The sequence below is a fragment of the Nakamurella lactea DSM 19367 genome, assembly GCF_000426645.1.
Lineage (GTDB): Bacteria > Actinomycetota > Actinomycetes > Mycobacteriales > Nakamurellaceae > Nakamurella > Nakamurella lactea.
The window spans coordinates 90,933-103,023 of the sequence record NZ_AUFT01000012.1 but is presented as its reverse complement, the minus strand read 5'-3'; the positions used below and the strand labels follow the sequence as shown (position 1 = coordinate 103,023).

The window sequence follows — 12,091 nt, the reverse complement described above, 5'->3', positions numbered from 1 at the left end:
TCCGTACCCTCGAGCCATGAGCATGGGGTGGTCGGGCCGAACGCTGCGGCGCCGGGCACCCGCAGTTCTGTCGATCGGGCTGCTCTCGGTGGCCCTGCTGATCGGCGGATGTGGGGCTACCGGGCCCGGTGACGCCTCGTCGCCGCCGACGCAGTCGCCGGTGACATCCAGCTCGGTGATATCCAAGCCGGTGACAGCCAATCCGGCGCCATCCAATCCGGCGCCAGGCACGTCCTCCTCGACCCGTCCGTCGTCAGCCCGGTCCTCGTCAGCCCAGTCCACGTCAACCCAGTCCACGTCAGCCCAGTCCACGTCAACCCAGTCCACGTCAACCCGGTCCACGTCAGCGCAGTCCTCGTCAACCCAGTCCACGTCAGCCCAGTCGGGGGTGCACGCGCTGCCGGCCGGCGTAGCGACCGAGGCCAGCGGACTCGCTGTCACCGCGAACGGGACCTTCTACACCGTCGACGACGCGACCGGCACCGGCGAACTGATCGCGTTGCGGGCCAACGGATCGGTGCTGGCCCGGGTGAAGGTCGCCGGAATGTCGGCGACGAATGCCGAGGCGCTGACGTCCGGACCGTGCGAGCCGACCGGGACCGGCACCGGGAACTGCCTGTTCGTCGGCGACATCGGCGACCACACCCACCGGGAGTCGGTGACGATCTACCGGGTCCCGGTGCCGACCGGCCCGCCGTGGTTCGCCCAGTCGATCGCCTGGACGTACACCTATTCCGACGGGCCGCACAACGCCGAGTCGATGTTCCTGGCGCCGGACGGCGATCTGGTGGTGATCGACAAATCTGCCCGCGATTCGACCGGAACCGTTGCGCCACATCGGATCTATCGCGGCAAGCCGGGCGGCGGGGTGCTCGATCTGGTTGGCACCTTCACCCCGCCGGCACCGGCCGTGCCGGAACAGTCGTTGCTCACCGGGACGGTGGTCACCGACGCCGCCTACGACGGCGACCGGGTGCTGCTGCTGACCTACGACCAGGTGATCCAATACACCGCGCCGGCGCCCGGCGCCGATCCGACGGGCTTTCCGCACTGGCCGCACCGCTCGCTGCCGATGCCCGCCGTCCCGCAGGCCGAGGGCATCACCAGCCTGCCGGACCGGTGCGGTTACGCCGTGATGTCCGAGGCGGGTCCGTTCAAGGGCCCTGGCCGGCTCGCCGTGATGCCCTGTCGGCGCTGAACCCGGTCAGCGGCCGCGGTTCTTTATCGACCACTACGCGAGAAGTGCTGCAGGTCAACCGGATCGGTCCAGTTCCCGCCCCAGTGCCAACCGATCGCGGCGAACGCGGAGACCACCGCATCGCCCGAGTGGATCACGCCCGGCGAGTCCGGCCGATCGACGTATCCGGCACCGTCCGGCGGAAGCACCGTGTCACCCGACAGGTACGGGTTCTCCCGCGGGTTGATGTCGATCGCCTCGCCGTAGGAGTGCTCCGACCAGCTGGAGCCGCCGGTCACCGGCCGGCAGTTGAAGGCGGAGCTGTTGTCGGCGGCCATCGACGCGTCGTCATCCGCACCGAAGTCGTCCACCAGCCGCATCGACCTGATCGGAAAGCCCTTGTCGTACAGCGTCTTGAACACCGTGACGACGTCGGCGGCGACCCTCGCCGAGACCACCAGCTCGCCCTGGTGCGACCGGCCGTCGAACCCGCGGATGGTCACTGTCAGGTAGCGCAGGTCGGTCAGCGGCACCGGACAGCCGGCCCGGTACGACGCCGTCATCCGGGTGGCCAGCTCCGGGCCGATCCGCTGCACGGTCGACCGGAACGCTTGCGCCCCGGCGGATGCCCCCGCAGTCACCCGTAGCGTGGTTGTCCCGCCGCCCGTGACCGCGCTGGTCATCCCCGAAGTGGGCCGTAGCGTGGTTGTCCCGGTGCTCGTGACCGCGCTCGTCATCCCCGAAGTGGGCCGTGGCGTGGTTGTCCCGGCGCCCGTGACCGTGCTCGTCATCCCCGAAGTGGGCCGTAGCGTGGTTGTCCCGGCGCCCGTGACCGTGCTCGCCGCACAGCCCACCGCCAGCCAGCAGCCGATCACCAGACCGGCTGCCCGGACCCGCGATCGCCTGAACGCCACCATCAGCCCACGGTATCCGCCCTCGCAGGTAGCGGGATTTTCCACGACACGCCGGCACCAACAGCGCTACCTCGCAAGAATTCCGCTACCTCCCTGGAGGGACGGTCTCCGGGACAACCCCGTTACGCGTTCGGGGAGGGCTCAGCGCAGCGCAGGAGCGATTAACTCGGCGATCTGCACGGCATTCAGCGCGGCGCCCTTGCGCAGATTGTCGTTGGACACGAACAGCACCAGCCCGCGACCTCCCGGCACGCTCTGGTCGACCCGGATCCGGCCGACCAACGACGGATCGGCGCCGGCCGCCTGCAACGGGGTCGGCACGTCGGCCAACTGCACCCCCGGGGCTGACGACAACAGCTCGGTCGCCCGGGCCACCGTCAGCGGCCGGGCGAACTCGGCATGGATGGCCAGCGAGTGCCCGGTGAACACCGGGACCCGCACGCAGGTGCCGGCCACCGCGAGCTCCGGAATGTCCAGGATCTTGCGGGACTCGTTGCGCAGCTTCTGTTCCTCGTCGGTCTCGCCGGATCCGTCGTCGACCAGCGAACCGGCCATCGGCAGCACGTTGAAGGCGATCGGCGCGACGTACTTCTTCGGCGCCGGCATGCTCACCGCGGCGCCGTCGTGGGCCAGCTTCGGCGCGTCGGCACCCACCGCCTGCACCTGCCCGTCCAGCTCCTCGACGCCGGCCAGACCGGATCCGGACACCGCCTGGTAGGTGGCCACCACCAGGCGCTGCAGCTGCGCCTCGTCGTGCAGCGGACGCAGCACCGGCATCGCGGCCATCGTGGTGCAGTTCGGGTTCGCGATCACCGCGCCCGTGCCGGCCGCCCGCCCGGCGGCCACCGCGTCCAGCGCGGTCTGCGGGTTCACCTCGGAAACCACCAGCGGCACAGCGGGATCCATCCGGAAGGCGGACGAGTTGTCGATCACCACGGCGCCGGCATCGACGAACCGCTGCGCCTGGGCGCGCGACGTCGATGCACCGGCCGAGAACAACGCGATGTCGATCCCGGAGACGTCAGCCGTCGCCGCGTCCTCGACCACGATCGCACCGTCGGCCCAGGGCAGCGAGCTGCCCGCCGACCGCGCGGAGGCGAAGAACCTCAACGTGTCGAACGGGAAGTTCCGGGCCGCCAGGATCTCCCGCATCTTGGCGCCGACCTGCCCGGTCGCGCCGACAACCGCCACTGTCAGTCCATCGGACATGGCGCTCACCGTCCCGTTCCCGCGTACACCATGGCCTGTTCGTCGCCGCCGAGATCGAACGCGTCGTGCAGCGCCCGCACGGCGGTATCCAATTCCTCGTCCCGCACCAGCACCGAGATCCGGATCTCCGAGGTGGAGATGATGTCGATGTTGACCCCGGCGGCGGCCAGCGCCTCACAGAAGGTGGCCGTCACCCCGGGATGGCTGCGCATGCCGGCACCGATCAGCGAGACCTTGCCGACATGGTCGTTGTAGATCACCTGGTCGAACGCGATGGCGTCGCGCCTGCCCTCAAGGGCGGCAACGGCTTTCGGTCCGTCGTCCTTCGGCAGGGTGAAGGTGATGTCGGTCTGCCCGGCCGTCCCGGGCGAGATGTTCTGCACCACCATGTCGATGTCGATCTCGGTGTCGGCGATGGTCCGGAAGATCTGGGCCGCCACGCCTGGGTGGTCGGGCACGTTGGTGACGGTGATCTTCGCTTCGCTGCGGTCGTGTGCAACTCCGGTGATCATGGCCTGTTCCACTGGGAGCTCCTCGATGGTGCCGGTGACGATGGTGCCGTTGCGGTAGGAATACGAGGAACGCACGTGCACCGGAACCTGGTACCGGCGCGCGTATTCAACGCACCTCAGCATCAGCACCTTGGCGCCCGATGCTGCCATCTCCAGCATCTCCTCGTAGGTGATGGTGTCGAGCTTCGCCGCGTTCGGCACGATCCGCGGGTCGGCGCTGAACACCCCGTCCACGTCGGTGTAGATCTCACAGACGTCGGCCTCCAACGCCGCGGCCAGGGCCACCGCCGTGGTGTCGCTGCCGCCGCGGCCGAGCGTCGTGATGTCCTTGGTGTCCTGGCTGACGCCCTGGAACCCGGCCACCAGCGCGATCGCTCCGGCATCCAGTGCCGCCCGGATCCGCCCGGGGGTGACGTCGATGATCCTGGCCTTGCCGTGCACGGCGGTGGTGATCACCCCGGCCTGCGAGCCGGTGAACGAGCGGGCCTCGGCGCCCAACGCGGAGATCGCCATCGCGACCAGCGCGTTGGAGATCCGCTCCCCGGAGGTGAGCAGCATGTCGAGTTCGCGGGCCGGCGGTACCGGGGCCACCTGCTGGGCCAGGTCGAGCAGTTCGTCGGTGCTGTCGCCCATCGCGGAGACCACCACCACCACGTCGTGACCGGCCTTGCGAGTCGCGACGATCCGTTCGGCGACGCGCTTGATCCGCTCGGCAGAGGCCACGGACGAGCCCCCGTACTTCTGCACGACGAGGCTCACAAGGGCTCCCTGGCAACACGACGGAACCCACAGAATACCGGTGCCGTCGCACACCCTTGCCACCAGCGGCCGCCGAGCGGGACAACCCCGCTACCGCAGGCGTAGCGCACTTGTCCCAGCAGCGGGACAACCCCGCTACGGCAGGCGTAGCGGGGTTGTCCCTTCGGGCGCCGATCTACAGGTTCGGCTTGACCTCGGAGTTGTAGATCTTCGTCAGCGTCGCCTTCAACGCTGTCATGGTGTCCTGCACCGACCCCTGCGAGGTCAGGATGGTGGCGCACGACTTGGCCATCTCCTGGTCGGCGCCGGGGATGAACACCCGGGCGTTGTCCTGCGGGCGGGTCACCGCGAGTTGGTCGATCGCGGTCTGCACCAACGGATTCGCCTTGACCAGCGCGCTGGTGTCGGCGTCCGTCTGTACCGGCATGTAGCCGGTGGCGGCGGAGAACTTGACGGTGTTCTCCGCGTTCGTCAGGAACTTCAGGAACAGCGCGGCCGCCTTCTGGTTCTCCGGCGCGATGTCGATCGGGATGCCCAGGCCGGCACCACCGGTCGGACAGACCGGCTTGTCCACCTTCGGCCCACCCGGCAGGAAACCGACGCCGACATCGAACTTGGCGGTCTTCTGCACGCCGACCAGGCTGCCGGTGGAGCCGACGGTCGCGCTGACCGCGCCGGCCGCCAGGTCGTCGGTGGCCGCCTTGCTGGAGACGCCTGACCACTTGTCCTTGTAGACCGAGTCCTGCAGGAACTGCAGGGCGGCCACCGACTCGGCCGAGTCGCAGGTGATGTCCCACTCCTTGGACCAGCCGCCGCCCCAACCCCACAGGTTGTTCTGGAAGGCCCAGCCGGCGTAGTCGGCCAGCGCGGGCAGCTGGTAGACGTGCTGCGTGCCGAGGCCGGCCGCCGCCAGCTTCGGCGCCCACTCGGCGAACTCGTCCCAGGTCTTGGGTGCCCGGTCCTCCAGTCCGGCCTTGCTCCAGTGCTCCTTGTTGTAATAGAACAGCGGCGTCGAACGGGCGTACGGGATCGCCCACTGGCCATCGGCGTACTGGTAGTCCTTGACCAGGCTCTCCCGGTAGGCGGAGGTGTCCAGCTCGACCGCGGTGAGCAGGTCGTCGAGCTTCAGGATCGACTTCTGCATGTAGTAGCGGAACCACCACACGTCGGAGAAGATCACCAGGTCCGGGAGCCCGCCGCCGCTCTGCGCGGTCTGGAACTTCTGTGCCACCTCCTCGTAGTTCGAGCCGGCGGTCACCATCTTGACCTGGATCTTGTCCGGGTTGTTGGCGTTGAAGTCGGCGATGATCGCCTTCTCCACATCCTCCGAGCTACCGGGGTGGTTGGTCCAGAAGGTGATCGAGGTGGCCGGCTTGACCCCGGCCCAGTCGGTGCCCGACCCGGCCGCCGCGCCGCTGGACCCGGCAGCACCGGAACCTGCGGCGCCGCCGGCCGCTGGCGTGCTCGGCGGTGCCGTCTCCGGGCCGCCGCAGGCGGCCAACGCCATGGCGCCGGCCCCCAGGCCGGCCAGCCCGAGGAAGCGCCTGCGGTCGAGCTTCTTGATGCCGAGCGCGGCCAACGGATCGGGGAGGTTGAGCGTCATACCTGGTTCCTTTCAGCGGGTACTGCACGGGTACAGCACGATGGGTAACAGGAGTGGGCACCAGCTGGTGCAGATTCTCGGCGGGTCACTTGACGGCTCCCTGGGTGAGCCCGGCAACGATGAACCGCTGCAGCGCGGCGAAGATCACCAGCACCGGCACGATCACCATCACCGCACCCGCCATCAGCACCGGATAGGCACTGGCGTCGCCCTCGATGTTGCGCAGCAAGGTCAGGCCGACCGGCAACGTCATCCGCGACTCGTCGTTGGTGATCACCAACGGCCAGATGTAGTCGTTCCACTCGTTGACGATGGTGACCAGCGCGACCGTGACGATGGTCGGTCCGGAGATCGGCACCACCACCCGCATCATCCGCTTGAAGTGGCTGGCGCCGTCGATCTCGGCGGCCTCCATGATCTCGGTGGGCAGCGACAGGAAATGCTGCCGGAGCAGGAAGGTGCCGAAGGCGGTGCCCAGCCCCGGCAGGATGATGCCCCAGTAGGTGTTCACCCCGCCGAGCCCGGAGATCAGCACGTAGTTCGGGACCAACGCCACCTGCGGCGGCACCATCAGGGCCACCAACACGCCGACGAACAACACCCGCTTGAACGGAAAGCGGACGAACACGAACGCGTAGGCCGAGGTGATCGCCAGGATCACCTTGATGGTCGACCCGACCACGGTGACGATCGCCGAGTTCAGGAACAGCCGGCCGATACTGATCCGCTCCGCGGCCTGGCCGTAGGCATCAAGATCCGGGTGTTTGGGCAGCAGCACCAAGTCCTGGGTGACGATCTCGTCCGGCGACTTCAGTGAGCCGAGCACCATCCAGATCAGCGGCAGCGCGATGATCAGGGTGGCCAGCAGCAACGGCAGATAGCCGGTGACCAAGGTGGCGACGACATTCGACCTCGACAGCGGACCGGGCGGCCGGTTCGCGTCGTTGCGCTCGTTCTCCGGCAGGTTCTCGCCGAGTGACCCGGCGGCCGGCATCGCCACACTCATGCGTAGTGCACCTTCCGCTCGATGAAGGACAACTGCACGACCGTCATCACCAGCAGGATGGCGAACAAGATGGTGGCCACCGCCGCTGAGTAACCGGCACGGTTGTACCCGCCGAACGCCTGCAGGTAGGCGTCGTACATCAAGGTGGTGGTGCCGTTGCCCAGCGGCGTCATGATCCGGATCAGGTCGAACGCCTGCAGCGAACTCAGCATCGTGGTCAGCAGCAAGAAGAAGGTGGTCGGCGACAGCAGCGGCAGGACGACGGACCGGAAGGTCCGGAAGGAACTGGCGCCGTCGATCGAGGCTGCCTCCAGCAGGTCCTTGGGCACGGCCTGCATGGCCGCCAGATAGATCACCGCGCAGTAGCCGGTGTTCTTCCAGACGTAGACGATGATCACCATCACCAGGCTCAGGCCCGGCTTGTTGAACCATTCGGGGCTGGTACCGCCCATCGCCCGCAAGACGGCACCGAGCACCCCCACCACCGGGTCGAAGATGAACACCCAGACCAGGCCGATGCCCACGCCGGACAGCACGTACGGGGCGAACACCGTCGCCCTGGCCAACGTGCGGCCGCGCAGCGGGCGGTTGAGCACGGTGGCGAGCATCAGCCCCAGCACCATCGACCCGCCGACGGTGGCCACGGTGAAGATGGCCGTCGTCTTGAGCACCCCGAGCGAGTCCGGGTCGGTGAAGAACTCCCGGTAGTTGCCGAGGCCGATCGGGGTCGCGTACTTGCTGCCGAGGGTCCAGTTGAGCGTTGAGTAGTAGATGTTGGTGATCAGCGGCCGGTAGATGAAGGCCATGATCAGCAGGATGTTGGGCAGGGCGAGGATCAAGAAGATCGGAAAGTCGCGTCGGTCCCGTGCGGTGAACCCCCGCCGCAGCCGTTTCGGCTTCGTCGGTCCGGCCGCCGGTACGCCGGTCCGATCCGTCACCGTGGCGCCCACAGGCAATCCTCCTCGACTTTCGGTCCGGCACGTCGTCGTGTTCGGTCCAACGACCGGATCCGAGGTCGGCTGTTGCCTGGGCTCTCGGTCCGATCAGGCTCGGGCCGAGAAATGTCCGCGAGGCAACGCCTCGGTGACCGGTCGTCGAACACTTTAAGCACACGAACCACGCCGACGGCAGAGCCAGGCGGGTTTCTCAGGTAACGGATCGGGCACGACCGCGCTACAGTGATCCCGTGGTGCGCATCGCAGTGCCGTCCAACGGCCTGCTCCTTAGCCGCCGCGACGGGGCCTGATCCGACCGGCTCCTCCGTCGCGGGGCTTTGCTGATCCTTCGGGACGCCCGCCGGTCCTCTCCCTCCCAGCTCGGACAGGACACCCACCATGACCACCGTTTCCACCCGCCCCGGTTCGCCCAGCCCCGCCGCCTACCCCGGCATCAGCACCCCGGCCGGTGACGTTCCGGCCGATCAGCCGGCCTGGAACCGCCAGCGGCCCAGCCAGATGCACTTCGGCCGCTACACCCCGTTCACCCCGATCGACCTGCCCGACCGGACCTGGCCGGACAAGGTGATCAGCAAGGCGCCGCTGTGGTGCGCGGTCGACCTCCGGGACGGCAACCAGGCGCTGATCGACCCGATGTCGCCGGCCCGCAAACGCCGGATGTTCGATCTGCTGGTGGCCATGGGCTACAAGGAGATCGAGGTCGGTTTCCCAGCCGCCAGCCAGACCGATTTCGACTTCGTCCGCGAGATCATCGAGCAGGACGCGATCCCCGAGGACGTCCGGATCCAGGTACTGACCCAGGCCCGCCCCGAGCTGATCGCCCGCACCTACGAGGCCGTCGAGAACGCCCATTCGGCCGTGGTGCACCTGTACAACTCGACCTCCACCCTGCAGCGCCGGGTGGTGTTCGGCCTGGACCGGGCGGGGATCACCAGCATTGCCACCAGTGGCGCCGAGGAGGTGCTGCGCTGGAGCGAGAAATATCCGCAGACCGATTGGCGCTTCGAGTATTCGCCGGAGTCGTACACCGGCACCGAGCTGGAGTACGCGGTCGAGGTCTGCAACTCCGTCTCGGCGCTCTGGCAACCGACCCAGGACCGGCCGATGATCGTCAACCTCCCGGCAACGGTCGAGATGGCCACCCCCAACGTGTATGCCGACTCGATCGAGTGGATGCACCGGAACCTGGAGCGCAGGGACGGGATCATCCTGTCGCTGCACCCGCACAACGACCGCGGTACCGGAGTGGCGGCCGCCGAGCTGGGGTATATGGCCGGCGCCGACCGGATCGAGGGCTGCCTGTTCGGCAACGGCGAGCGGACCGGCAACGTCTGCCTGGTCACGTTGGGGCTCAACATGTTCAGCCAGGGCATCGACCCGCAGATCGACTTCTCCGACATCGACGAGATCCGCCGCACCGTGGAGTACTGCAACCAGCTGGCGGTCCCGGAACGCCACCCGTACGGCGGCGACCTGGTGTTCACGGCCTTCTCCGGATCGCACCAGGACGCGATCAACAAGGGCTTCGATCACCTGCGCCGGGACGCCGCTTCGGCCGGGGTCCCGGTCGAGGAGTTCACCTGGCAGGTGCCGTATCTGCCGGTGGACCCGAAGGACGTCGGTCGCAGCTACGAGGCTGTGATCCGGGTGAACTCGCAGTCCGGCAAGGGCGGCGTGACCTACATCATGAAGACCGAGCACGGCCTCGACCTGCCGCGCCGGCTGCAGATGGAGTTCTCCAAGGTGGTGCAGGGCTTCACCGACAGCGAGGGCGGTGAGGTGTCCCCCAAGGCCATGTACGACTATTTCGCCACTGAATACCTGCAGCGGACCACGCCGCTGGAACTGCTGCGGGCGAAGGTGGAGAGCCCTGACGACGACGGACCGGACACGGTCACCGCCAGGGTGGTGATCGATGGCACCGAGCAGGTGATCTCCGGGTCCGGCAACGGGCCGGTCGCCGCCTTCTGCAACGCGTTGTCCGGCAACGGGTATGACGTACGCGTACTCGACTACGTCGAGCACGCGCTGTCGGCCGGCGGCGACGCGCGGGCCGCCGCCTATCTCGAGGTGGCGATCGACGGGCAGGTGCTCTGGGGCGTCGGCATCGACTCCTCGATCACCATCGCCTCACTGCGGGCGGTGATCTCGGCGGTCAATCGCTCGGCCGAGGCCGACGGCGCCCCGGTCGACGACCGGCGCTGACGTGCGCCGGATCCGGGTCGACGCGATGCCGATCGAACGATTCGGATCGACCGGGGTGACCATGCATCTGCCGACCGCAGACCCGCAGGCCAGGTTCCGCACCGACGGCCCGACCACCATGGCCGTCGCCGAGCTGGCCGCCGGCGCGGTTCTCGGCCGTCATCCCGCGGTCGGCCCGCAGTTGCTGTCCGTCGTCGCCGGCACCGTCACGGTGGCCGGCGACGACGGACGATGGCAGTCGCTCTCGGCGGGTGAGGCCGTGCTGTTCGCGCCGGGCGAGGAGCACGAGACCAGGGCCGATGCACCGGCGACCCTCGCCATCCTGGAATGGGCCGGTTCGCCGGACCCGGGTGGGGCTGGGTAATCTGCGAACGTGACGGACCTACATGAGACGCTGATCTCGGTATATGAGACGGTGCTACGTCGTAACGCGGGCGAAACCGAGTTCCATCAAGCGGTTTACGAGGTACTGGAATCGCTGAACCCGGTCGTCGACAAGCATCCCGAGTACGCCGACCATGCGGTACTGGAGCGGCTCTGCGAGCCGGAGCGGCAGATCATCTTCCGGGTGCCGTGGTCCGACGACGCCGGCCAGGTGCAGATCAACCGCGGCTTCCGGGTCGAGTTCAACTCGGCGCTCGGGCCGTACAAGGGCGGGCTGCGGTTCCACCCGTCGGTGTACCTGGGCATCGTCAAGTTCCTCGGCTTCGAGCAGACCTTCAAGAACGCGCTCACCGGGATGCCCATCGGCGGCGGCAAGGGCGGCTCCGACTTCGACCCGAAGGGGCGCAGCGACGCCGAGGTGATGCGGTTCTGCCAGTCGTTCATGACCGAGCTGTACCGGCACATCGGCGAGTACACCGATGTGCCGGCCGGCGACATCGGGGTCGGCGGCCGGGAGATCGGCTACCTGTTCGGGCAGTACAAGCGGATCACCAATCGCTTCGAATCCGGAGTGCTGACCGGCAAGGGCGTCGGCTGGGGCGGCGCCCTGGTCCGCACCGAGGCGACCGGCTACGGCGCGGTGTTCTTCACCGAGGAGATGTTGCGCACCAAGGGATCCGGGCTGGACGGCCGCCGGGTGGTCGTCTCCGGCTCCGGGAATGTTGCGCTGTACGCGGCGCAGAAGGCCGCCGAGTTCGGCGCCACCGTCGTCGCCTGTTCGGACTCCAACGGCTACGTGGTCGACGACTCGGGGCTCGACGTCGAACTGCTGATCCAGACCAAAGAGGTCGACCGGTTGCGGGTGGCCGACTACGCGCAGCGGCGGGGTTCGTCAGCCCAGTATGTCGAGGGCGGTTCGGTCTGGGACGTGCCGTGCGAGGTCGCGCTGCCCTGCGCTACCCAGAACGAGCTGGACGCCACCGGCGCGAAATCGCTGATCGCCGCGGGCGTGGTCGCGGTCGCCGAGGGCGCCAACATGCCCACCACCCCGGACGCGGTGCGGCTGCTGCAGGATGCCGGCGTGATGTTCGCCCCCGGAAAGGCGGCGAACGCCGGCGGGGTGGCCACCAGCGCGCTGGAGATGCAGCAGAACGCGTCCCGCGACTCCTGGACGTTCGAGCACACCGAGCAGCGGCTCGGCGAGATCATGAGCGCGGTGCACGAACGCTGCGCCGAGGCCGCCGACGAGTTCGGACAGCCCGGCAACTACGTCGCCGGCGCCAACATCTCCTCGTTCCTGCAGGTGGCCGACGCGATGATGGCCCAGGGCCTGGTCTGACGCCGCATCGCGGTTGTCCCGGCCGCC

The 12,091-nt window shown here is 68.3% G+C and carries 10 protein-coding genes; 4 read left to right on the top strand and 6 right to left on the bottom strand.

The genetic code is table 11. The features are described 5' to 3' along the window. Positions 1-388 precede the first annotated feature (388 nt). Positions 389-1,198: a hypothetical protein gene (locus K340_RS0113740; protein ID WP_029137142.1), complete on the top strand. Its 810-nt coding sequence runs from the start codon at positions 389-391 to the stop codon at positions 1,196-1,198. Positions 1,199-1,221: 23 nt separating this feature from the next. Here K340_RS0113740 and K340_RS29985 read toward each other — a convergent pair whose 3' ends face one another. The 6 genes from K340_RS29985 to K340_RS0113710 all read right to left on the bottom strand — a co-directional run bounded on the left by K340_RS29985 (position 1,222) and on the right by K340_RS0113710 (position 8,130). Further along, positions 1,222-1,860 (bottom strand): M15 family metallopeptidase, encoded by a 639-nt coding sequence (locus K340_RS29985; protein WP_037364650.1) that lies wholly within the window; start codon positions 1,858-1,860, stop codon positions 1,222-1,224. A gap of 372 nt (positions 1,861-2,232) precedes the next feature. After that, positions 2,233-3,300: an aspartate-semialdehyde dehydrogenase gene (locus K340_RS0113730; protein ID WP_029137140.1), complete on the bottom strand. Its 1,068-nt coding sequence runs from the start codon at positions 3,298-3,300 to the stop codon at positions 2,233-2,235. Positions 3,301-3,305: 5 nt separating this feature from the next. Then, the gene (locus tag K340_RS0113725) at positions 3,306-4,571 is read right to left on the bottom strand and encodes an aspartate kinase (protein WP_029137139.1); all 1,266 of its coding nucleotides are present in this window, start codon (positions 4,569-4,571) and stop codon (positions 3,306-3,308) included. Positions 4,572-4,746: 175 nt separating this feature from the next. Next, positions 4,747-6,174 carry an ABC transporter substrate-binding protein gene (locus K340_RS0113720; RefSeq protein ID WP_051266259.1) on the bottom strand — a complete coding sequence of 476 codons (1,428 nt, stop codon included), beginning with the start codon at positions 6,172-6,174 and terminating at the stop codon, positions 4,747-4,749. A gap of 85 nt (positions 6,175-6,259) precedes the next feature. Continuing rightward, positions 6,260-7,174: a carbohydrate ABC transporter permease gene (locus tag K340_RS0113715; protein ID WP_029137137.1), complete on the bottom strand. Its 915-nt coding sequence runs from the start codon at positions 7,172-7,174 to the stop codon at positions 6,260-6,262. A 2-nt stretch (positions 7,175-7,176) separates the two neighbouring features. Further along, positions 7,177-8,130 (bottom strand): carbohydrate ABC transporter permease, encoded by a 954-nt coding sequence (locus K340_RS0113710; protein WP_211229429.1) that lies wholly within the window; start codon positions 8,128-8,130, stop codon positions 7,177-7,179. A gap of 384 nt (positions 8,131-8,514) precedes the next feature. Between K340_RS0113710 and leuA the strand changes: the two genes are divergently transcribed. Genes leuA through gdhA form a run of 3 tightly spaced genes read left to right on the top strand, consistent with a single transcriptional unit; the run spans position 8,515 to position 12,064 of the window. Beyond that, the gene (gene leuA / locus K340_RS29980; RefSeq protein WP_051266256.1) at positions 8,515-10,341 is read left to right on the top strand and encodes a 2-isopropylmalate synthase; all 1,827 of its coding nucleotides are present in this window, start codon (positions 8,515-8,517) and stop codon (positions 10,339-10,341) included. A 25-nt stretch (positions 10,342-10,366) separates the two neighbouring features. Further along, a complete protein-coding gene (locus K340_RS34360) occupies positions 10,367-10,705 on the top strand; it encodes a cupin domain-containing protein (protein ID WP_154674257.1) in 339 nt (112 codons plus the stop codon). Positions 10,706-10,714: 9 nt separating this feature from the next. Continuing rightward, positions 10,715-12,064 (top strand): NADP-specific glutamate dehydrogenase, encoded by a 1,350-nt coding sequence (gdhA, locus tag K340_RS0113695; RefSeq protein WP_029137135.1) that lies wholly within the window; start codon positions 10,715-10,717, stop codon positions 12,062-12,064. Positions 12,065-12,091 lie beyond the last annotated feature (27 nt).